The 23,756-nt window shown below is 43.5% G+C and carries 18 protein-coding genes, 1 tRNA gene and 1 other annotated feature; of the genes, 8 read left to right on the top strand and 11 right to left on the bottom strand.

Annotated features, from left to right (window positions below; all coding sequences use genetic code 11):
* The first annotated feature begins 104 nt into the window (after positions 1-104).
* Positions 105-1,232 carry a CGNR zinc finger domain-containing protein gene (locus tag K5677_RS00155; protein WP_296723311.1) on the top strand — a complete coding sequence of 376 codons (1,128 nt, stop codon included), beginning with the start codon at positions 105-107 and terminating at the stop codon, positions 1,230-1,232.
* Positions 1,233-1,250: 18 nt separating this feature from the next.
* On the opposite strand, the gene K5677_RS00150 is transcribed toward K5677_RS00155, so the two are convergent.
* The 8 genes from K5677_RS00150 to K5677_RS00115 all read right to left on the bottom strand — a co-directional run bounded on the left by K5677_RS00150 (position 1,251) and on the right by K5677_RS00115 (position 10,434).
* Positions 1,251-2,543, bottom strand: coding sequence for an LlaJI family restriction endonuclease (locus K5677_RS00150; RefSeq protein ID WP_296723308.1), 1,293 nt, complete (start codon positions 2,541-2,543; stop codon positions 1,251-1,253).
* 10 nt (positions 2,544-2,553) lie between these two features.
* The gene (locus K5677_RS00145; RefSeq protein ID WP_296723306.1) at positions 2,554-4,164 is read right to left on the bottom strand and encodes an AAA family ATPase; all 1,611 of its coding nucleotides are present in this window, start codon (positions 4,162-4,164) and stop codon (positions 2,554-2,556) included.
* Positions 4,165-4,169: 5 nt separating this feature from the next.
* A complete protein-coding gene (locus K5677_RS00140; protein ID WP_296723303.1) occupies positions 4,170-5,225 on the bottom strand; it encodes a DNA adenine methylase in 1,056 nt (351 codons plus the stop codon).
* Positions 5,226-5,232: 7 nt separating this feature from the next.
* Positions 5,233-6,849 (bottom strand): N-6 DNA methylase, encoded by a 1,617-nt coding sequence (locus K5677_RS00135; RefSeq protein ID WP_296723299.1) that lies wholly within the window; start codon positions 6,847-6,849, stop codon positions 5,233-5,235.
* A gap of 30 nt (positions 6,850-6,879) precedes the next feature.
* Positions 6,880-7,086, bottom strand: coding sequence for a type II toxin-antitoxin system prevent-host-death family antitoxin (locus K5677_RS00130; RefSeq protein WP_296723296.1), 207 nt, complete (start codon positions 7,084-7,086; stop codon positions 6,880-6,882).
* 221 nt (positions 7,087-7,307) lie between these two features.
* Positions 7,308-8,054 (bottom strand): type I restriction-modification system subunit M N-terminal domain-containing protein, encoded by a 747-nt coding sequence (locus K5677_RS00125; protein WP_296723293.1) that lies wholly within the window; start codon positions 8,052-8,054, stop codon positions 7,308-7,310.
* Between the two features lie 181 nt (positions 8,055-8,235).
* A tRNA-Thr gene (locus tag K5677_RS00120) sits at positions 8,236-8,311 on the bottom strand.
* A gap of 995 nt (positions 8,312-9,306) precedes the next feature.
* Positions 9,307-10,434: a sugar-binding protein gene (locus K5677_RS00115; RefSeq protein ID WP_296723292.1), complete on the bottom strand. Its 1,128-nt coding sequence runs from the start codon at positions 10,432-10,434 to the stop codon at positions 9,307-9,309.
* Positions 10,435-10,804: 370 nt separating this feature from the next.
* Here K5677_RS00115 and K5677_RS00110 point away from each other — a divergent pair, with 370 nt between their 5' ends.
* The gene (locus K5677_RS00110) at positions 10,805-11,470 is read left to right on the top strand and encodes a hypothetical protein (RefSeq protein WP_296723289.1); all 666 of its coding nucleotides are present in this window, start codon (positions 10,805-10,807) and stop codon (positions 11,468-11,470) included.
* Between the two features lie 88 nt (positions 11,471-11,558).
* Here the strand turns inward: K5677_RS00110 and K5677_RS00105 are convergent, their stop codons facing one another.
* Complete coding sequence (locus K5677_RS00105; protein WP_296723288.1) at positions 11,559-12,266, bottom strand: hypothetical protein; 708 nt, start codon at positions 12,264-12,266, stop codon at positions 11,559-11,561.
* A gap of 396 nt (positions 12,267-12,662) precedes the next feature.
* On the opposite strand from K5677_RS00105, the gene K5677_RS14400 reads away from it, so the two are divergent.
* Positions 12,663-15,161, top strand: coding sequence for a dockerin type I repeat-containing protein (locus K5677_RS14400; protein WP_366848624.1), 2,499 nt, complete (start codon positions 12,663-12,665; stop codon positions 15,159-15,161).
* Between the two features lie 174 nt (positions 15,162-15,335).
* On the opposite strand, the gene K5677_RS00095 is transcribed toward K5677_RS14400, so the two are convergent.
* Entirely contained in the window at positions 15,336-16,712 is a 1,377-nt protein-coding gene (locus K5677_RS00095; protein ID WP_296723313.1) for a TrpB-like pyridoxal phosphate-dependent enzyme, read from the bottom strand.
* Positions 16,713-16,940: 228 nt separating this feature from the next.
* Positions 16,941-17,201, bottom strand: a binding site (T-box leader).
* A gap of 358 nt (positions 17,202-17,559) precedes the next feature.
* Positions 17,560-18,276: a helix-turn-helix domain-containing protein gene (locus K5677_RS00090; RefSeq protein ID WP_024861164.1), complete on the bottom strand. Its 717-nt coding sequence runs from the start codon at positions 18,274-18,276 to the stop codon at positions 17,560-17,562.
* 212 nt (positions 18,277-18,488) lie between these two features.
* On the opposite strand from K5677_RS00090, the gene K5677_RS00085 reads away from it, so the two are divergent.
* The 5 genes from K5677_RS00085 (at position 18,489) to K5677_RS00065 (ending at position 23,266) form a co-directional block, all read left to right on the top strand.
* A complete protein-coding gene (locus K5677_RS00085; RefSeq protein WP_296723286.1) occupies positions 18,489-19,130 on the top strand; it encodes a histidine phosphatase family protein in 642 nt (213 codons plus the stop codon).
* A 152-nt stretch (positions 19,131-19,282) separates the two neighbouring features.
* Positions 19,283-20,089 (top strand): hypothetical protein, encoded by an 807-nt coding sequence (locus tag K5677_RS00080; protein WP_296723284.1) that lies wholly within the window; start codon positions 19,283-19,285, stop codon positions 20,087-20,089.
* Positions 19,986-20,837: an RluA family pseudouridine synthase gene (locus K5677_RS00075; RefSeq protein ID WP_296723280.1), complete on the top strand. Its 852-nt coding sequence runs from the start codon at positions 19,986-19,988 to the stop codon at positions 20,835-20,837. Before K5677_RS00080 ends, K5677_RS00075 begins: the two co-directional genes overlap by 104 nt.
* A gap of 2 nt (positions 20,838-20,839) precedes the next feature.
* Positions 20,840-21,313, top strand: a complete 474-nt coding sequence (locus K5677_RS00070) for an S-ribosylhomocysteine lyase (RefSeq protein ID WP_296723277.1) — start codon at positions 20,840-20,842, stop codon at positions 21,311-21,313.
* Between the two features lie 174 nt (positions 21,314-21,487).
* Positions 21,488-23,266, top strand: coding sequence for a M23 family metallopeptidase (locus K5677_RS00065; protein ID WP_296723274.1), 1,779 nt, complete (start codon positions 21,488-21,490; stop codon positions 23,264-23,266).
* The last annotated feature ends 490 nt before the right edge of the window (positions 23,267-23,756 follow it).

The following is a 23,756-nucleotide window of genomic DNA, read 5'->3' as shown; positions in this document are numbered from 1 at the left end:
TATAATGTAATCAATATATTATGTTTGACATTATTATTTCAGGGTAAAAAAATAAAGCCGTGACTGGAAGCCACGACATTAATTCTTGGAAAGGGCGATTTTTCATGCCAGAGATTATTGAGAATTTTTACGGCGATAATTTGTACACTTTCACCAATCCGACCTGTTCTTGCAAAGAAGACGTCATCTACGAAGCCCCAGATACAGAACCGCATCGCACTTTCAAGATGTATCCGGAGAACAATACTGCTCGATTTGCTTATAAGGCAAAGAAGGGATTGGTTCGTATTAATTCAAACGGTACTGCAGAGCAGGAAAACATACTTGGCGCGTTTATTGGTCTCAGCACGGCGTCCCGTAATAAGATAGAACGATTCCTCAATGAGAACGGTTTCCTGTTTCCGCTTCTTCCAGACGAGTACAATCCGATTGATGTCGATGCCTTGATAGCGATTGTAAAACGTCTGAAAGCCACTGTTGATCTGATGACTGCGGTGGGAAGTAATAAAAAAGATTACGCACAAATCATCCAACTTGCCCTTGACCTCACTTTATCTGATCCTATTATGATTCAAGTTGCAAACACAAACTACACTTCGTGTCAGCACAGACTTTATCAGCTTCTGTCTCTCGCTGATCAAATAAGTGTTAGTAGGGACAATGCAATGCTGGAAGAGCAGGGCGGGGAGTTTTTCTTTGCTGAAGACACGTTGACGGATGAGTTGTACAAATATGCAATCTATGATTACAATGAAATAATGTATGACCATGATAATGCGTGTGGCGACGATATTGAATGGGCAATTACAAAATTGTTTGTCAATTACTGCGGCAGTCCCACAGAACGATCGATGATTGACCTGATTTTTCATTATCTTCATGATGCCAAAAGCGGACTTGTTTACAATGAACGTGTAAAATCGGCAACTCTTGCATTTGCGAAGTTCACGATTGGAGAAGAGATTAACCATCATATCACAGGGATTCACCCCGAATACGACGCGGAGACTATGGAACCCACATGGAAGGTTGACTCTTTAATGGGTGCATTGTATTTTTCGCTTTTCTATCTTCGCTCCAAAACGGAATTATACCGTCCCTGCGGTAATCCAAAGTGCAGCAATTATTTTCTGGTTAAGTCAACATCTTCAAAAACAAAGTATTGCTGTTCTCGCTGCGCAAATAACATGACACAGGCAAGGTACCGCCAGAAAAAGCAATCTGAGCAATAAAAAACGACTCCTCTGAAATCACTCAGAGGAGTCGTTGCTTTTCGGCAGTAAGCCGTCGTTTTCTGCAAATGCTTGTTCTATTGACTGTGCTAAAGCAGCTATATGATTCTTTGGGCTTCCAGTATAATGTGTCATAAGAAATCTGGTATCTACAAGAATTCCCATAATTCGTTCATAGGGAGCGCTTTGATCTTTCCAGTCTCCAACAGCCATACCGATATTTTCGAATGTCCCATCAAAATCAAATACACGATCATCGTCAGAAGGATGAGCATTATAGGGCATGAGAAAGGCATTGAAAATGCAGTTTTCCGGTGCTTTCTGTTGCTGCGCAATATACTCACCATAAGTTATCTGTTTATTGATGGAGGAAGCATCTGGCAGATGGTTAGGATTGCCGGTAATACCGAAACGATAGTATTTTGCATCAAGCACATACACTTTATCACCATGAATCATGATAGTGTCTGGCTCAAGCGGATATTTTTCTTTTACTCCGGCTCTGTTTGAACGTCCGGTAAGCAGCCAGCGGCTGCGAGGAAAATAATCATCTTTGTTTTTGATGCCAAAGACCTTATCTATCAGTTTCTCCCAGACGTGTTCGAAATAATCGGTACCAAAGAAGAACTGCTTTTCAGAAGGCTTTTCGTCGATATACTTAAGCACCTCAATCATAGCCTTGAACAGAGCCTTTAATGTATCATTATTGGTGCTGCCAAGTTTATCACGCAGTATTGCCACCGAACGAGTAATGTCAATGTCGCCGTCGGGACTGTCAGGCATATCCGGTGTAAAAAGCCATCCAAGCTTATTGAAACTCTCATATACGCAATACTTGTGAATACGAGTGATTTCCTTATTACTATTTGGCGTAGATTTCCGAACAGTATACTGTGTATAAACCGGAGTCAGGTCTTTTTGTATCATAGCGGGATTTCGACGAAATGTTTTTGCCCAATCGATGTTTCCTCGATCAGCAGTCTGATAAACGGGCTCCTTTTCCATGTAGTAACCATTCGTCATATAGTAGTTGATGACTTCGAGGTATGCGGTTATCGGGAAATCTACAGATTGAGGAGCTTCGAATTTCTTCATTTGAAGAACACGATTATTGCTTTCTGTAAATTCACTCAGAACCTGAAAAAGATGCAGTATATCTTGCCGTAGCATTCGTCGATCTTCTGGGAGCTGATAACCTACTGGGAAGTATACAACAGCATCCGTGGTGTCTGCCTTTATACCGACAAAACGGTCGCCTTCTTCATTGGTATTTACATGGCATCTGGTTTTGAGATCAACGTTAATATCCATAATGTCACGCTCAATTCAAATGAGGAGTCTGGAAACGTTCTACTACATCATCTATGAACATAGAGAAGCGATCATTTCCTCGACTGCTCACAAAACGATGAATGACCTGCTCAAGGCTGTAGAAGGAGTCCATTTTGAAAACATCACTACGAGAGAATTTAAATGCATCATCCCAGAGATACTTCAACACCTTCTCTGCAAATCGTCTATTGTTACGGCGTGCTTTCATCTTTGCGGCATCATCAGCCTGAGCATTATCTTCTTCGGGATCAAATACAAGATCACTCTTATGAATGAAATACGGTCCGAGGCGCTTGTCCTCAGAAGATGTGATTCGTGCATTTTTCAGAAGAATGATCGTATTGATGCCGTCGCAGAAGCCCTCCCATGTAATGTCTGTATCGAGGATAAGGTGATTTCTGAAATCAGCAGCAACATTTTCAAAAGAGCTATTCACCATTCTCATTGCCCAACGGCGCTGAAATGCCGTATCAAGTGTAAATACATTCTGATCTGAAGTATTCATAGTGCCGATAATAGAGAGGTTAGAAGGAATGCGTACTTTGTGATCAGGATCACCATATACGATTGTTGCAATATTTGAATTGCTTATTCCGTACTCGCTGGTACCAACAGGAAAGCCATCATCATGTTCTGTAGCAATTTCCATTTTTCTATCAAGCAATTGGAATACTTCACCAAAAATAGCTGGAGCATTGCCACGGTTTATTTCTTCGATAATAAGGAAGAACTCTTGCTCCGGATTATCATAGGCTTTCTTGAGAATACTTGTGAACGGACCGGGTGTGAATCGATATGTTACACTACCTTCCGATACATCAGGCAGAATCTGCCCCACAAAATCGGAATATGTATAATCAGGGTGAAACACAAGTCTTTCCATACGACTTTCATCGCTGCAGTATTCCTGCTGAATGGTATAACTCTTTCCGGAACCCGGAACACCGTAAAGCAGAATGTTAGTGCCAGTAGTTACTCTTTCCTTTTTGTCAACATCTCCAAACGGATTGGCTTTGTTATTTATAAAAGGAACATAGTAGTTCGAGAAAGAAAGAACGCCTCTTCTTTCACCTGTAAACAATCTTTCAAGTCCGATATCAGAAGCCCATGTATCAGGAATCTCCTCATAATTAATAAAACTTGCATAATACTTTTTGTATGTGGTACGAACAATTATAATAACAAGATTGTCTATGATGCCGCCAAAAGTAGCGTCAGAAAGATAATCTCCTGTGATATCCTTTTCAGGCTCCGGAAAACCGTTTTCAATTCGCCAAGCTGGATGCTTATATTTCATGTTCTGCCTGCTGATGCGATAATTATTTCTGCCTTTACGAGGTGCAAATTCAATAAAATCGTGCGTGCGCTTGGCATCGCCAAGAACATATGCATTAATCGTATATATTGAACGAGTTTCTCCATCTAACGGGCTTTCTGATTCTTCTGCATATGAAAGGAAATCCACCATATCCTCATGCGATATTCCTGCCGCTTCAAGATATGTTTGACCTCCACCCGATTCAGGTTTATCGATATCGTACAGCTTCTTAAAGTCGGATGGATTAACCTTTCTGTAAAACACTCTATCAATGTATTCCATATTATTTACCTCTTGACAGTTATTAAGTATTCCTTTAATTGCTTGGGCAGCTTGCTGTTATTGCTTCGAAAACGAGCATAATCGATTTCTTGAGTTGTAACTTTTCCAAATTTAGAAAATGTTTGCACTAATTGTTCTAACGAAAACAGCCCATCTTCGCTATAGCTAACCAAAAAATATGGTGCATTCAAATCATGCATTATAGTTTCAAAGGATTGAAGTCCTCTTGTTTTCGTACATAACTTTGAATGCTGATCCCACCAATCTCGTAAGCCGCTTTTTCCTATCGCATCTGGGAAATCGCCTCTTGCAAGGGTTTCTAAAATATGGTAGTTTGCCGCATATTGGCGTTTCATATATGGTGGATCTATATAGCATAGGTCTGCTGATATTGATGATGCCAGTTCTTCAGCGAATCCCTGCTTCACAATATGCCCTTCGGAATTAGTTGGATAAAAAACTAATGGCTTTAAAACAATAGAATCTGTAGCATTTTTCTTAAAGTCTGACAGAAAATAGCCATATGTTCCTGAAATGTTTGCAATCTCATTTACCGCCATTATGAGTGTGTGCTTTAGTAGAGACTCTTCTGCAGGGGTGACCAAGCTATTAGTTACCCATTCATTTATTGTCTCTCTGATTGAGTCAATCTTTGCGGCGTTATCAGATGTAAAATATTTCCGTGGCTCACCTCCATTGGAAGGGGTTCCATCCGGAGAGAATTCTTCAAAGAAAAAACTCTTTACTGGAGGCAAGGAATTCAGATACATTAGTACCGCTTCATACGAGTTTTCTGACCGAAGAATACCAAGTCTACCAGATGAAATAAGTGTCCGAAAATCCGGAGCTTCAGATAAAGTTAAGTTAACGATTAGATGATGATATGAGTACGTCATCATATCAGAAGCCACTACAGAATATCCACGTTTTCTCAGCTCATAGGATACCGTTCCAGTTCCAGCCATAATATCTGCAACAGTTCCATTCAAACCAATTAATTCCGCTATTCTATCAAGAATGACAGCGGTAAGCTTTGTTTTATTACCAATATATCGATACATTGATGTATCACTTCACCTTCATGTTATTTACTGCTCCCAAATCAGGCAAACGATTCATTTCGTCGTAAATCATCTGCTGTTCTGTTTCGGATAAGCCGTATTTAAGCATGATGATCCTTTCAAGTTCAATGTCTTTGTCATGGTCGTATTGTTGTGCCAGTTCCTTCGAGATGGCGATGATCTGCTCATCAATTTCACTGGCTTCATATTGCGCAATAGGGAAAGAAAAGATTATCTGCTTTGTTAAGTATGGATGCGATTTCCATTCATTCTCGCCATAAGTCTTTAAATAATAGTAATATATTACTCTTGAATTCAACATAGCTAAGAAATACTCAAGAGGAATTTTCACATCGCCACTTTTATATTTGAGGATATATACTGTTTGGCTTGTCATACTGCCAGTATAATCAATTGCAGCATATATGCCTAACCCGGTTTTTCTAACGAGTATTTTAGGTGGAAGATATAATCCTCTATTTTTATAATTGATGCCTGTTACACCTAAACGGATGTGTAATTCGCCCGTTATCAAATACCTGTGAACATTTTCACCGACATAAATCTGAACACTGTTTTCTAATGGTTCCTTTGAAATAAGTTGTTGAATAGTAGAAGCGTTAATTTGAATCTTACTTTTACATTTGCTGCATTGTTTTGAACCGGATTCTAATTGTGATTTTTTATAACCCTGCGCATAATGACACGATGGACATACAACAACATTTCCTGCTTTTGCAATTTCCGCCCCTCGCCCAAATATAAAATACTCCGAAAGTCGCGTTCCGACGTTTCTAATCTTATTAAGCGCAGTTTCTTCCTCAACACGAGTATCAATATCAAAATTGCACGACTCGTTATTACAAAAACGACTTTGAAGCACTGTATGTGCCTGATTCTGATAGAATGCAATTAAAGGAATATTTGACGAAAGGAAGGCTCTGCGATCATCTGTTGTTAATCTGAAACATTGTGTCGTGCTCATAGAATCGGGTTTGCTTTTTTTGCAGACTATGATTGTAGTAGCTCTGTTAACCTCATCGAATATTTTTTCTCCAAGCCTTGCAACTACCTTAATCTGTGTATGTTCAGACAAAAAGCGCCTGAGTGACTCGTTTTGAGCATCAAATAATGAATCCGGGATAATAAATCCCAAATACCCACCCTCGGAAAGAATGGAAAACGATAACTCGATAAACAGTACGTAACTATCATATTGTCCATCTATTAGATTAAATCCCGCTTTTCTTAGACTATCTCTTTCATATATTTTTTCAGAACTCCATGGAGGATTTGCGATTATCATAGAGAGATTCGGGAATTTTGTTTTCCAGTAATCTGCCGATTTCTTCTTGACATTCACAGGAAGTATCATGTCATTATGAGTTATCTTGAATTGACTATTAAGTGAGATGACATCATTATCGACATCAACTCCATAATATTTAACCGAATTTCCAAACGCCGAATGGGCTGCTTTAAGGAGTGCACACTCCCCGCAAGCTGGATCTAAGATGCTGTTAACAGAATAATTCTCTTTTTCAGCAATACTAAAAAGAAGGCTTGCGACAAAATCCGCCAGTCGAGTTGGGGTGTATACTACACCGTATTTTTTCTTAACCATTACGCAGTCTCCGATACTATAATATAAAAGTTACTTTTCATTTATATCAATGCCTTGTTTTAATAAACGTTCGTATTTTTCATATGATATAAGCACAGCAATAGGTTTTCCGTTTTTCAACACGAATGCGGTACTATCTCGCTCTGCTAAGCCTCTTATAAGTTTAGAAGACTGACCTCGATTGAATTCTCCGATATTTATGTGTTCTATGGGAAGAATGGGTTTCTTTTCTTCCATACTCAAGCACTTCCTTTCGCGTTTGTGCATACTGTTTTATTATAGCATATTCGATATTAAATGTCAATACCTATTATATAGGGCTTTACAACACGAATTGTAATGTAAATTATACTGTAAATCATAATTACTCTTTTGATGGTGCTGTTGATATATTTTAACGAACACAGATAAGATTTAACGAACCTACTGGGTTCGTTAAATTTTGCACCCAGCGGCTTTCAGAGTATCGGCGACAGGGCAAAAAAATAAGACCTCATCGGTCTGTCATTCGCAAAAAGCCCTGAAATAGCGCCTTTTTGCGGTATTCTTTGTATCAATCTCGTAACTGCTTTATCAAGCAGTGTTCCGCTTTTCGGCTCAATTATATTGACTATCATTTTTACCAGCGACTTAGGCGTGAAGAACACTCCGTCGTCCTGAGCGATGTTCTTTGCAAATTTATTCAGGAAATACTCGTAGATACGTCCGACGATATCGCCGTCTATATCGTCGAGAGCACTGTTATTGAAGATACGGAGAAGCTCTGAAAGCAGCTCGTCCGAGAAGATAGTGTAGTCCTTGGGCAGTACACCTGTGAGCTGTTCACTCTGCTCCTCCACAAGCTGCATAGCGTTGTTGACGACCTCACCGAGACTGTTCATGGTATGGCCTGAGCGATTTTTGAGTTCAGCCGCAGCTATATTATCAGGCAGATTGACGAGATACTTATACTGAGCCTCTTCGGGAAGGAAGAGTGCGCTTTTGGCAGCGAAATCACTTGCTTCAACAGGCATAACACGTCCGCCACGCTTAGGACGGTCTTTCAGTATCTCAGCTTCAACCATTTTGAAGCGGCTGTAAGCGTATCTGAGGAAGATAAGTCCCAGTACGGGCATACAGTACTGATTTGATGTAAGTTTTGAGCCTGCACGAAGCAGATCAGCCGATTCCCACAGCTCTGCTTCAAGTTTTCTGATATTTATCATAGCGTTCTCCTAAAAATGCTTATATTTATTTAATTATACCATATTTAGCACAATCAAGCAATAGAAAACGTCGAATAAATGTGAATTTTCATCAATTGTCGCTTTATTTATAATTCGAGGTCAAAATAAAAGGGGGACAAAACAAAAACCGCTTAGAAGTCTATTCTAAGCGGTTTTCTTGTGGAGCTGGAAACGTGACTTGAACACGCGACCTGCGCATTACGAATGCGCTGCTCTACCAACTGAGCTATTCCAGCGTTAATTATTAAATATTTTTGCAAGGTGCTGCACGGCTGTCGCTTTATAATCAGTCCGAGACCTGCTCATTGTCGGTCAGAAATAAGTCGCACTGCTTCGCTCACGCTCTCATTGCTCCATATTTCTTTCCTTCGCAAACTCCCTTCATCTGCCGCCGGCAGCGGTCGTTTGCTCAGCAAATGAGCTGCACTACCAACTGTGCTACACTAGCATATTAAATTTTTGAATTTGTAAGGGTGCTGCACGGTTGTCGCTTTATTTTCAGTCCGAGACCTGCTCATTACGAATGAGCTGCACTACCAACTGTGCTACACTAGCATTATTAAATTTTTAAATTGTAAGGTGCTACACGGCTGTCGCTTTATAATCAGTCCGAGACCTGCGCATTACGAATGCGCTGCTCTACCAACTGAGCTATTCCAGCATGAATTATTAAATTTTTGTAAGGTCTGCACGGCTGTCGCTTTATTTTCAGTCCGAGACCTGCTCATTGTCGGTCAGAAATAAGTCGTACTGCTTCGCTTTCGCTCTCATTGCTCCATATTTCTTTCCTTCGCAAACTCCCTTCATCTGCCGCCGGCAGCGGTCGTTTGCTCAGCAAATTCGCTGCACGGGGAGCTGTGCTGCACAAGCACATTCAATTACATAAAGAAAGCATCTCATTATAAGTCAGAAACGAACTTATATTCAACCAATATTACATTCACAACATTAATATTATACACTAAAGCCTGTAAAAAGTCAAGTGCTTCCATTTTTATTTAGTGTCTGCTCAAATAAGAAGAATTTGCGTCCCCTGAACAAAGTTAGGAGCAATAACTTTCTAAACGAGGTTATTGAGAACACATTATTTATAACATACAGAAAAAGGACTTCCATTAGTCGCCTTCCCTTAGCGGAAAATATGGTTACCGTGCCTGAAATTTCAGTCTCATAAATGTAACCTGCATTCCGCCGGAGGGGGCTCACCTTCGGAAGTCCTTTTGTACACTGCTTATTCTGCGGCTTCGAGATATTTATTTTCACTGTCCCACTTAAATACGCCTGTATCTACAAGAAGCTGTAAATTCTCCTTAGTGATAACATAAGGTACCAGCAGATAGGACTGTATATATCTTACGCCGTTATTATAGGACTCGCTGTCGTAATTCACCTTGATATCGCCGAAGCTTTCTGCCAGCTTAGATGTAGGGATACTGCCGTCGAGAAGCATCTTGCACACACCGAAAGCAACAGCTGCTTCATCGTGAACGTTCTTATAAACTGTCATTGACTGCTTGCCGTCAACAATATTTGCAAGGTTTGCGAGGTCACCGTCCTGACCTGTGATCAAAGGAGTATTACCGCCCTTATAATCAGAATCCAGAGCATTTTCAACTCCAAGAGCAGTTGAATCATTAGAGCAGAGAACTATATCAAGGCTCTTTCCGTCATTGTAGTACGAAGCAAGAGTATCCTTCATTGTTTTCTCTGCATTAGCGGTAGTCCAGTCCTTAGTAGCAACCTGCTCAAATGTATTTCTGCCTGACAGTATATGCAGAGTTCCTTTGTCTATATAAGGTTTAAGGGTGTCATAAGCGCCGTTAAAGAAGTAACGTGCATTATTGTCACCTGCGTCACCCGCAACGAACTCGATATTATACTCATTTGTCGCACTCATCAGGTGAAGCTGATCTCTTATGTATTCGCCCTGAAGCTTTCCTACAGTAAGGTTATCAAAGGATACATAGTAGGTAAGCGCGTCTGTATTCATAATAAGGCGGTCATAAGCTACTACGGGTATCTCCTTGTCCTTTGCCTGTACAAGAGTATCTGAAAGGGTATTTCCGTCAACAGCAGCAATAAGAAGCAGATCTGCTCCGTCATTTATCATGCCGCTGATATCCTCATTCTGCTTGTCAGCATTATCCTCCGCAAATCTCAGGTCAACACTATAGCCAGCCTTTTCAAACTGAGCCTTTAGAGAGCTGCCGTCGCTGTTCCAGCGTTCAAGGCTCTGAGACGGCATTGAGATACCGATAGTTTTCTTTTCAGTTTCCTTAGTTTCTTTCTCCTTAGCGCTGCACGAAGCCAGCGAACAAGCTATAGCCATAGCTGACGCTGCTGCTATTATTTTCTTCATAAAAGTTCCTCCTTGAAAAATTAATACCCCTAAAAAAACCATTCTTACATACTTCCTTATAGTACATTTTACTATACATCACCCTTTATGTCAAGGTAAAAAGCATGATTTGTGTATAGTGTGTAAAAAAGCGCAAAATACTATACCAAAACCGCCAATAAATGCTTAAATATCAAATTATCTCCCTGCTCGGGACACATTATTCAATGTCTGTTTGTTTTGCCATTCAGGGCAATAACTGCCCGCGGCGGTCATTGAGTGCATTTCAGCAGTAATACAGCGATTTTACAAGCAAGATCCTTTTTTCTCCTTGACAAAAACCCTGTACACATGATATACTAAAAAAAATATAAAAAACCGAGGGCTTATCATGCTGAATCAATATCTTAATAAAATCGAGCGTAAATTCCGTAAATTCGCAATATCCAATCTTATGCTCTATATAGTACTTGCGATGGCTGTTGTATGGATAGCTAACCTTATAATTTCCACCAATCCCAACAACAGCGTAAACCTGTTAGAGCTGCTTATGTTTGACCGTGAAAAAATACTCCGCGGTGAAGTCTGGCGAGTCATATCCTTCGTATTCATACCGCCGTCAACTATGCTTATCATACTGACGCCTATAATACTCTACTTTTTCTGGTTCATGGGCTCGTCGCTTGAATACAAATGGGGCGCATTCAAATTTAACATATTCTATTTTACGGGAATTATAGGCTGTATCATTGCAGGCTTCATAACAGGCTTTGCTACCAACGTATTTCTTGACCTCAGTCTTTTCCTTGCATTCGCGATACTCTTCCCGAATGAACAGCTGCTGGCGTTTTTTGTGCTCCCCATAAAAGCAAAATGGCTGGCTCTCATAGACGGTATCTTCCTTGTGTACTCATTTATAAAGGGCAACGGTTTCACCAGAATATTCATCATACTCTCGATAATAAACATCATAATCTTTTTCGGCAAGGACTTCTTCTCGATGATCTATTATTGGATAAGACGCTTAAAGTACAGACATATCAAGAAAATAAAGTAAGAAAAAGCTCCCGATGGGAGCTTTTTTGAGCCTTAATGCTGGATCAGGCTAAAAATATCGGCTGAGGAGATACCTCAGCCGCTGTTTTTTATCTTCTGTTTTCTTCGCCGCCGTTTACACTGAATGAACTTGCCTTCCAGAGACCGTTCTCCTTTACAGCCTTTACCACCATTGTGGAATCAGCTCCGTGATCGTCGAAATTTACTGTTATATTAAATGAATCCTCTGTAACGTCAGAAACCACAGGATCACTGTTGTATGTGAAACCGCAGCCTCTTGCGCCCTGTAAGAACCACAGTGAACCGTCACTGTCTATGAACATTGAAGGCTCGCCCTCATAAATGACCTTGTATCTGTATTCAAGAAGGCTTCCGCAGACTGCATCTGTAATATACTTCTTTACATCTTCAACGCTGCTGAAACGCGGATCAGTTACCTTTGTATACGGGTATTTATTATCAACATTTAAAACTGTGCTCTCGTCCACCTCAACGCTTGAGCCGCCGCCGATATAGTCAACAGCATTAAGGTTGTTGAGCACCTTTGCTGCCTCAGCGATAAGCTCATCAGAAGCTGCTGTTGTTGTTTCTGCCTGCTCATTCTGTGCAGCTGTAGTTTCTGCTGCCGCTGTGCTCACACCTGTAGCAGCCTCAGTCGGTGCTTCTGTTGATACAGCGGTAGTTGCAGCCTGAGTCTTTGAACTGCTGCTGCCTGTGCCCACGCTTTTGCCGCATGAAGCAAGGCTGCCGCATATCATTGCAGAAGCTATGATACACATTATAATTCTTTTTTTCATAATGCTCCCTCTTTCTTACAATATTGATGTACCAGCTATATCTTGGATCTGAAACTTCGTCTGAACTTCAAGATCTAATTGTCACATCAATAAAAAAGCTTGTTTATACGAATACAAAATATATGATACACGTTTTTTGCAAAATATTCAAGTCAAATATTTCACAAACTTTAGTCGAAAGCAATGGATTTTTAGTATAATAAGTGCATTTTCCTCCCCAACAAGGTTCAAGACAATAGCCGTCTTACAGCGGTTATCAAGAACACATCAGCTTATGATTTTTATCAGTCTTTAACAAAAAAACTCTTGATTTCACGTTGTTTATATGGTAATATAAAAGAAAGCTATGAATAAATACAGAAAAGGGAATTGTTCATCAAAAAAGGAGCTGATATTATGAAAAGAAAAATCCTGGCACTGGCACTTGCAGCTATGTGCTTAGGCAGTGCGGCAGCTGCCAATGTTACGCCCGGAGCTGTTATTGCGGCGGAGGGCGATACTGCACAGACCACAAAGGATATGACTCTTGATGACGTCAAGGAGCTTGCAAAAAAAGGCAAGAAGCTCGACTGGACAGACTTTTCGGATTATAACATAAAATGGCGAAGCACTATAGCCTATACCAGATTCTGCAAGGTAGAGCTGGGCAGCGAATTCTTCCTTGTGGTAGGCGGCGAGCCCAATTTGCGCCCCGATGTAGTCTGGCTGTGCTATTCTGACACCGAGAACTATGTTGATGTAAAAACAGGTGACGTGGGTGCATTTATCAGCAAATACGCAAAGACAGATACCGTTTCCACAACTACAACTGCAAAACCTGTAACAACGACGACTACTGCAAAAACAACGACTACAACCGCAAAAACTACTACAACTACCGCAGCAACAACTATACCCAAAACATCATACAAGCTTATATCTCCTCCCGACAAGGTGGAATACAAGTTAGGCGAGGGAATAGACCTTACAGGCATAAAGATAGAAATGACTGTCGGAGACCAGACGCCTGTTATTTACACCTATCCCGATGTGGCTTTTGAATATCAGTCAAATATCCCTAAGTCACCCACAATTACTCTGTATTCTGATTTCCGCAGCGATAAGGCAGGCACATATAAAGTAGCGGTCACAGGTGCTGATGATGTAAACTTTACTGTCAATGTAGTTGACGATTCAGCCATTAAGGATATTGCAGTGTTTGAGGAAGGTGAAAATATGACGCTTGATGATGTCATTGAGCTTTCCAGGAAGGGCAATGCTCTTACATTGAAGGATTTCGTTAAATACAAGGGAGTTATTGCAGGTTCGGGTATTTTTATTCTTGAATATGATCTCGGAAACGGCTATACTCTCACGGTGGGAAGTATAGAGCATTATGATATCGCCTACGCAAGACTAAGGCATTCGGGCAGCAACAACTATATTGATATACGTACAGATGATGTTGAGAAATTTATTTCAGCCTCTGCGGAAGCGAGTGATATTAAGGGCGACGCAAACTGCGACGGTCAGATGGATATGGCTGACGTTGTTCTCATCATGCAGGCTATGGCAAATCCCAATAAATATGGCATAGACGGTACAGCAGAGCATCATCTTACCGAGCAAGGCAAGATAAACAGTGATATGGACGGAAACGGACTTACTGTCGGTGATGCACTGGCTATACAGCGGAAGCTTCTCGGTATCGAAGAATGCGAAAAGCTGACTATCAAGCTCAATACTCTTATCCCGCAAAATGGCTCGGAATATGTTGAAATGGAGCCATATAATGCTATGGTAAGCAGCTATGATGTCTCACTAAGCTCCCTAAACGGAGTTGGCGTGTGGTTCGAGTTCGAGTCTCCAAGCTACCCGATCACTTTGACCACGAAAAACGGAAGTTTCAAGACATTTACCTATAATGGCGGCGGACTGGGAACGATAAACGACGAGGGCAGCACCTATAAGTTGGACAAAAGCGGCTCTGTAAGCTTTGTTCCCGAGACGGTAAGTATACCCGATGACTATAAAGCCGAGGTAATGATAACAGGTGAAGAAAACGGCAAGACCGTAGACCTCGGAACTCTCGTTATCACCAAGAACGACAAGAATACCAAGGGAGTTTTATCGGTCACATTCAAAAAGGCTGGCAGCGCTTCACTGGCAGGAAAGAAGTTTTATTATGAAAAAGAGGGCTTCGGCGGATACTGCAATATCGAATTCAATGAAGACGGTACATTTTTATATTCTCCGGGAGTTCTGAGCAGCTATCTCGGCGGAGGAACATGGAAAATATCGGGAGATACTGTTATCCTTACCGAGAAAAACGAGGGCGAAGGAAAAACTATCACCAACCGCTTTAAAATCGCAGGAAATGACATTGTCTATATAGCAGACGGCTCTGACGGCCTGCGATATATGGAAGTCAAGGACGGCGAGAAATTCAGCATAACGGCAGCTGACACATCAGATCTTGAAAAAATAAGACAGCAGCTATCTGACTTCTTTACCGCCGAAAAGATAGACTATTCGGTTATCCCAAGGGACAAAATGCCTGCTCAGTTTGCAGATAAGTATGTGTTCATTAAAGTAAATACCGCTGACACAAGCTATGCTGCACGTTATGGTGCGTTTTTAAAGTCTTCCGACATCGACAGCAGTCTGATAAAGTCTATCTCCTACAAAATAGACAGCGACACAGAGCTCAACAAGATAAGAGCCCTGCTGTACTGCTATATACTCGAAAATAATATCAACGCAAGCGTCGATCCTACTGATGAAGAAGCAGACCTCAAAAATAAGACTGTTCTTGTAAAGTACGCTGATTCCGAAAAAACTCGCACACAGCTGGAAAACTTCCTTAAAGAAAAGAATATCGACCTTAACTTAGTTGAATTTTTGGCAGTTGAATAACAAACGCAGAAAAGCTCCGCATATGCGGAGCTTTCATTTTCGGGCGGATAATCTCCCAACAGGAGCCGCGACCCTCTGTCCTTCGGACATCTCCCTGTACTACAGGGAGTCACCGCCCCTACAGGCTAATGGCTAAAGGCTAAAAAAGGACTGCCGAAGCAGTCCTTTTTATCATCAGCCCTCGATCTTAGGAAGATTTGCAATTGACTTTGCAATTTCCTCGTCAGTCGGGATATAGTCGCTCATTGTACCGTCGTTGTATGCGCCGTAAGCGTACATATCAAAGTAGCCTGTACCTGTAAGACCAAAGAGGATAGTCTTTTCCTCGCCTGTCTCCTTGCACTTGAGAGCCTCGTCGATAGCAACGCGGATAGCGTGGCTGCTCTCAGGAGCAGGAAGGATACCCTCAACTCTTGCGAACATCTCAGCAGCCTCGAATACAGCTGTCTGCTCAACGGAGGTAGCCTCCATGAGTCCCTGATCGTAGAGCTCTGAGAGTGTAGCGCTCATGCCGTGGTAGCGGAGACCGCCTGCGTGGTTAGGTGAAGGCATAAAGCCGCTGCCGAGAGTATACATCTTCTGGAGTGGGCAAACCTTACCTGTGTCGCAGAAGTCATAAGCGTATGTGCCTCTTGTAAGGCTCGGGCACGAAGCAGGCTCAACAGCGATGAAGCGGTAATCTGCCTCGCCGCGGAGCTTTTCGCCCATGAATGGTGAGATAAGTCCACCAAGGTTAGAGCCGCCGCCTGCGCAGCCGATGATGATGTCAGGCTTGATATTGTACTTGTCCATAGCAGCCTTTGCTTCAAGACCGATGATAGACTGGTGGAGAAGAACCTGTGCAAGAACGCTTCCGAGAACGTAGCGGTAGCCCTCTCTTGTTGTAGCAGCCTCAACAGCCTCTGAGATAGCGCAGCCGAGGCTTCCGTTAGTACCAGGGAATTCCTCAAGTATCTTTCTTCCTACCTCAGTAGTTGTGGAAGGAGAAGGAGTTACATTTGCGCCGTAGGTACGCATTACCTCGCGGCGGAAAGGCTTCTGCTCGTAGCTTACCTTTACCATATATACGTTGCAGTCAAGGTCAAAGTATGAGCAAGCCATTGAAAGAGCTGTACCCCACTGACCTGCACCTGTCTCAGTAGTTACGCCCTTGAGCCCCTGCTTCTTAGCGTAGTAAGCCTGAGCGATAGCAGAATTGAGCTTGTGGCTTCCGCTGGTGTTGTTGCCCTCGAACTTGTAGTATATCTTAGCAGGTGTGCCAAGCTTCTTTTCGAGGAAGTAGGCTCTTACGAGAGGAGAGGGACGGAACATCTTGTAGAAATTCTGTATCTCATCGGGAATATCGATATAAGGAGTTGTCTCGTCCAGCTCCTGCTTAGCGAGTTCCTCGCAGAAAACGTGGCTGAGTTCCTCTAATGTACAGGGCTTTCCTGTAGCAGGATTAAGAAGGGGAGCAGGCTTCTTCTTCATATCAGCGCGTACATTGTACCACTGCTTAGGGAGCTCGTTCTCCTCAAGATAAATTTTGTAAGGTATCTTTTCATCTGACATTGACATAGTAATATCTCCTTTTCTGTAAATAAAAATTGTCGGCTTAATTAATGTATCCTCAATGACCGCCGTAAGGCGGTCATTGTCCTGAACTTTGTTCAGGTGGCGCAAATTCTTTATAATTTGAGGAATTTGCGCATCGCATTTTTATGTCAAGCTCAATTTTAGTTGTTGAGCAGACATTAAATGCGGTACAAGGACATAAAAAGGCTTCTGTCCCTGCAAAAATGCTGGGACAGAAGCCTGAATACTTCTGCGGTGCCACCCTGCTTGACGCTCTGAGCGTCCTCTCATCATGTACACAAATACATAGGTTTTGATAACGCAGACCTCTGCGTCTTGCCTACACAAGAGTTCCCCTGTTGAAGCCCCCTCTTCAGCTCGCCCTCGGAAGCCCATTCACACCTGTTTCGCATACCTGCTCGCACCAGCCGCAGGCTCTCTGAAATGCTCAGACAAGAGCTACTCACACTTCTTCATTGGTTTACTACTGTAAATTGTAACACAGCACAGCTATGATGTCAAGGGGATAGGCATAAATTCTCCAAAAGCGCCGAATATTTAGGCAATGAGCAGAAAAAAACTGTTGTGAAGCTTCAAAACTCCGCACGTCAGGCTGCTTTCTTCAGCAGAAAAATATGGTTGCTGAGCCTGAAATTACAGTCTCATAAATATAACCTGCATTCCGACGGAGAGAGCTCACCTTATATAGCTATTTCAAATCAATATCAATAGGAAAACTATATATCAAATATCAAAAAAGAACTTTTCAACTGATGATAAACGTGGTATAATAGTTAATGTGACCTCAACGACCGCCTGACAGACGGTCTCTGCGGATACGCAGTTACTTTATATCGCTTCTGTACTTTGCACGGGTGCGTGAGATACTTTCCTCACTGCGCTTTATAAGGTTAAGGAGCGATGACGAGTACTGAGCATAATCCTTCTGCAAGGTCGCAGTAGTAACATAGAGGGTATCGAAATTATCGACGCAGTCGTTGCCGTCAAGGGCGATTCCGCTGGACGCAGCTTTGATGTTGGCTTCACTCATGGATACGATAGCATTTGCACTGTCATTTGCGATCACCTTGGGTATGCGGAAGAGCTTCTGGTCGTTATGGGGATTTGCGTTGTAAACGATACGGAAAAGCTTGTAAACAGACAGCATAAGGTACGATGATACCTCCTTGATAAGGGTGATGCTGTTTGCCTTCTGCGCAAGGCTGAAAAGCAGACTGATAGAGTTGTTGATGATACGTCTGTTGAAATTGATGATCTCAGGAGACGGCATCTTCATGCTGTTGTTTCCGTCATCATCGGGAATATCCTCGATAGTGATAGTCTTGCCCTCCGGCTCGGGAGTTCTTCCAAGCAGATAATCACAGGAAACATTGTAGTAATCAGCGATCTTTACAAGGAAATTCAGACCGCATTCTCTTATTCCCTTTTCATAGTGGGAGAGCAGTGCCTGAGATATGCCCAGATCTGTGGCAGCCTGCTTCTGGCTGATGTGACGCTCCTTACGCTGAAGTGTTATTATTCTTGCGAAATCCGAATTCATTGAAATTCCTCCTATAAAGATTATTAAAAAATCTGTTACTATTATTATAATACAAAATGTATAATTTGTAAATACACAAAAACGTGAAACTATTTGTGGAAATTTGTAGTATTTTTCGTGAATTTTACTAACAGTTAAAAAAACGAGCAGTATTTTTGTGCATATTATCCTATCAGTATGATTGCTGATATATTCAACATAAAGGAGAAGTCATGAAAGGTTACAGAATAAGTATTCTCCGTCATGGCATGACGGAGGCAAATGAAAAGGGCATTTACATAGGCAGGACTGATGTGCCCCTGTCAAATAAGGGTGCAGCGGACTTAGCTGCAAAAATGGACGAATTCGACTACCCCACCGTCCACAGGGTATACACTTCGCCCCTAAAACGATGTACCGAGACCGCCGATATACTATTCCCCTACACTGAGGTAGTCCCCGTAGATGACCTGAGAGAGCTGAATTTCGGCGATTTCGAGAACAAGAGCATTGACGAGCTGGCAAAGCGCGAGGACTATAACAAATGGCTCCGCGGCGGCAAGGACAACCGTCCGCCCAACGGCGAGAGCTTAGAGGAAATGACAGCTCGCTGCTACAAGGCGCTCCACGCCATTGTCATGGATATGATGGAGTCCGGGCTCACCCACTGCGCTGTTATCACTCACGGCGGCATAATCTCAAATATGCTCAGCTGCTTCGGGCTTCCAAAGTACGATCCAAAGACACTCGGCTGTGACTTCGGCATGGGCTTTGAGCTGATAGTGACCGCCCAGATGTGGCTGAATTCTCAGGCATTCGAGATACTGGGCTACTGTCCTTACGAAAAGCTTGACGAAGCTGACGACGAATACTGATAAGAGCTAAGAGCTTATACCTGATAATATGAATAATTTTCAAGTATCTGCCCATAATATCCGCAAAACCATTTTTCGGAGGCGCAGATATGAAAATTCGGGAGCTTATCCGCTTTTCACGGGGCTTACTCAGGGGCAGACGGGCACGGACTATGATGATATGTATCCTTCCTCTCGGCGCGGAGCTTTTCTTCCGCTTCGCAGAGGCTGCGGTATACAGTATGCTGCTGTATTTCGGCGAGATAGAGCCGATACGCCTTTTCGGCGGCGATGACCCCATACAGCTGGCAGTAACAGCGGCAAGCACACTTCTGCGGCTGCTGACTACAGCTCCGCTGATGTACGCAGCAGCGTACCGCCTGTACGGAATGACCTCGGAGCTGCCGCAAAAGCGCTGTGAAGCCTTTTCGCGGATACTGCTGAGAAAATGCACCTTCAAGCGCAGCATTTCCGCCGCGTTATGGACAAAGGCAGCAGGGCTCCTTGCACTGGCACCTGCGGTATTTTTCGGGACAGCGGCATACGGGCTGACAGGCGAAAGGCTGAGCCCACGCGAGGCTTTTCTGGCGGTAAACGCCCTGTTCCTCACTGTAGTATCGGTCATTCTCTGGCTTTCGCTGAAGCTCAGCTTCACCGCTGTGCCATACCTTTTAGTGCGATTCCCAAAGCTCACTGCATTTCGGGCGATGATATTCTCAGCAGGCTTCATGCGCGGCAGAAAAAATGTATTTCTGCGGCTTTTGGCGGTATATCTGCCGCAAATGCTCACAATTGCAGGGCTTCCAAATGCACTTACAGGTCTGATGACCGCTTTTTCACTTAGTATCGACATTTTTATCAAGGAGGACGAATACCTTGAAGCAGATAGAGCTTACGGTAGACGCCGAAAGTCCCATAACTCTGGAAAAATTCCTTTTGGCAAAAAAAGGCGTATCAAGGCGGCTGCTGACAAAGCTTAAACGGCAGGAGGGGGGCATAACCCGAAACGGTCAGCTTGTCCGCAGCATAGACATGGTGCAGAAGGGCGAGGTCATAGTCCTCAGTCTTGAGGACGACAGCTTTTTAGAGCCCAACGGCAGTCTTAATGTGCCAATAGCCTTTGAAAATGACAGCCTTGTGGTCTTCAATAAGCCCAGCGGTATGCCTGTGCACCCCTCCATTCGTCATCAGGGTGACACTTTAGGCAATTACTTTGCTTCTCTCTATCCCGAGCTCACATTCCGCTCGGTGAACAGGCTTGACCGCGACACCTCGGGGCTCTGCATTATCGCCAAGGACGCCCACGCAGCAAAGCTCTTGCAGGGCTGCTGCGAAAAGGTCTACTACGCCGCAGTACATGGGGCTATCCCCGAAAGCGGAACGATAGACGCTCCCATAGCAAGGGAAAGAGAGTCCATAATGCTGCGCTGTGTCCGTGAGGACGGACAGCGAGCCGTTACCCACTATAATCGGCTCATGATGAACGAGAGGTACTCTCTTGCGGAAATACACCTCGAAACGGGACGTACTCACCAGATAAGAGTACACTTTGCTCATATCGGAGCTCCCCTGGCAGGGGACGACCTCTACGGCGGACTCCGTAATGATATACCAAGACAAGCGCTCCACTGCGGACAGCTCAGCTTCTGTGAGCCGCTGACAGGAGAGCATATCACCGTTTCCTCGGAGCTTCCCGAGGATATACAAAGACTTTTCAAGGAGAAATAATTATGGAAAAAATCGCAAGCTTTCAGGTAGACCACACAAAATTCAGCGTAGGTATGTACATATCCCGTATCGACGACGATATAGTAACATATGACGTCCGCATGGTAAAGCCAAACGGCGGAGTTTACCTTGAAACACCGTCAATGCACACCATCGAGCACCTTTTTGCTACATTTGCGCGTAATTCCGAGTTCGGCAAAAATATCGTATACGTAGGACCTATGGGCTGCCGTACAGGCTTTTATCTCCTCACAAGGGGACTTTCTCACGAAAATGCAATAAAGCTGGTTCGTGATGCATATACTTTCATCAGGGACTACAGCGGCGAGATACCGGGCTGCACAGAGGCAGAGTGCGGAAACTACCGCGAGCATGACCTTGCTTCCGCCAGAAAGGACGTTGTGCCGCTTTTGAATAAGCTTCAGGATTATACAGTGGAAATGCTGGATTATTCATGGCATTACGATAAGAACTAAGGATTTAAGGGGCGGCATTAGCCGCCTTTTTACTGCGTCACCTTTCACAGCTTCTTTGGCGGCTTTCTGCCGCGCTCATCTCTGCGGCTAAGAGCTTAATTTTTTCTTGATATTTCAGACGAAACGTGGTATAATATAATTTGCTAACGAAAAATCAAGGAAGGAGAAGGTATAATGGACAGAAAAAGCCGCGAGGAATTCTACAGGCGCTATAGCGAGCCTCAGAAGTCATATTCGCACAGTGAACCGGGCTTTTTTGAGAAATTCGGACGCTTTGCTGCCAAAACTGTCACAGCAGTGCTCTCAGGACTGCTGAAAAGCGTTAAGTTCATTCTCTCTGAGCTTCTTGAGCTTGGCGTTTCTATCCTGAAATTCTTCCTTTGGGTATTAAAGGAGCTTACAGCGCCATTCCGCGAACGCTTCAACTTAAACAAGGATATGACCAGAAAGGTCAACAAAGCCCGAAAAGAAGGCGCAGCGGAGTACAAAAAGGCTCTCTTTGAATTCTGGTGCTCATATCTTTTCGGCGAGGACGGAGTTTTCTACACAGCCTTCAACTATATCCTGCCAACTCTTTCCATAGTGTTCCTTGTGGGCATTATCCGCTATGGCTCGGGGCTTGAATACGGTCTCAGCGTTGAGTACAACGGCAGAGAGATAGGCATGATAACCGCAGAGGCTGACTTTGAGGAGGCCGAGCGCGAGGTCCAGCAGAGGATCTCATACCACGACAGCGACGAACCCATAGACCTTTCGGCTAAGTATTCGCTGAAAATAATTAACGAAAACGACACTATAGTGTCCTCGGCACAGCTTGCCAATGAAATGCTTGAGGCTTCAGACCACGCCCTTACAGAAGCATACGGCATCTATATCGACGGCAAATTCATAGGCGCTGTCAAGGATAAGGAGCCCATACAGGACGCCCTTAACGAGAGGATACTCAACTTCCGTGTGGACGGTATAGTCAAGAATATCGAGTACAAAAGCAGTATCGAGTACTCTCACGGCATCTACCTTGCGGAAAGCGTCATGGAAAAGCAGGAGGCAATAGACCTGCTCACCTCGTCAAAGGAGAAAAAAGCCGTATATATCGCAAAGCGCGGTGATACAGCGGCTACTATAGCTCAGAAATACAACATGGATTACGACAAGCTGATAGAGCTCAATCCCGATATAAAAAACAACTGCCGCAAGGGCACATTCGTAAATGTTGTCGAGACCGAGAGCTATCTGCCTATACAGTACGTCCGTGAGATCGATCCTATATCCTTCCTCGATTATGAGACTATCGAGGTGGAAACAAGCTCACTCAACAAAGGCGTAAGGGATATTCTTGTAAAGGGCAGACGCGGCGAAAAGACCAGCCACATCGAGGTAACATACATCGACGGCAAGGAATATTCACGCAAGACTATAAGCACCAAGATAACCCGTGAGCCTGTGGTAGAAAAGATTGGCATAGGCATTTATGCCGCAAGACCTGACAGTCCAAGCACTGTTCTTACAGGCTCAGGCGAATTCGGCTGGCCTGTTGACGGCGGCTGGGTAAGCGATATATTCGGCGGTGAAAGAAACCACAAGGGTATGGATATAGCCGCAAGCACAGGCACCAAGATATATGCGGCAGCCGATGGAGAGGTAGTCTCAGCAGGCTGGAATACAGGAGGCTACGGCTATTTCGTGCAGATAGGCCATACTGACGGATATCAGACGGTATACGGTCATATGAGCGCTGTTCTTGTAACTGAGGGACAGTTCGTGGCACGAGGTCAGCTTATCGGAGAGGTCGGAAACACAGGTAATTCTGACGGCTCACACTGTCACTTTGAGGTGCGCCATGAGGGCATATGCCTTGATCCTGCACTGTATCTGAATACCGTTGACAGCTTCAACGATGACAGAGACCAGAAGGACAGCAAGGACAAGGATAAAAAGGATAAGAAAAACTGAAATAAAACCGTCCCGATATTAGAAAAGTACCCATATAGAAGTTTTGCCCCTGAGTGTTAAAAAGCACTCAGGGGCATTCTGTTTATTTGGCTGCTAAGATAAATCATAATTTATATTTGTAGTGGACGGCGTCCACGACGTCCCTTGTAGGGGCGCACATTGTGCGCCCACAAACTCCAACGCGGGCGAACAATGTTCGCCCCTACATCATTAAATTTTGATTTATCTTAGTGCATGATACTGCTGATATGTCCATAAAAAGTGCCATAGCACCTCTGACCTCACATCAGAAACACTATGGCAAAAAGCTTCTATTATCAGCGCGGTTCTTAAAATCACGCCATTTTTATTATTCTTCTGTTTCGTCAGAGCCCTCTTCGCCGTCTGATGCACTCTCTGTGCTTGCCACGGTCACGTCCTCAAAGGACTTAGTGGGAGCTACCTCGACCAGCGGTTTCTGATTCTTGTATACCGTAACGATAAAGCCGTC

The sequence above is a fragment of the Ruminococcus sp. genome (assembly GCF_024684275.1).
This window is presented reverse-complemented; position numbering and strand designations above follow the sequence as displayed.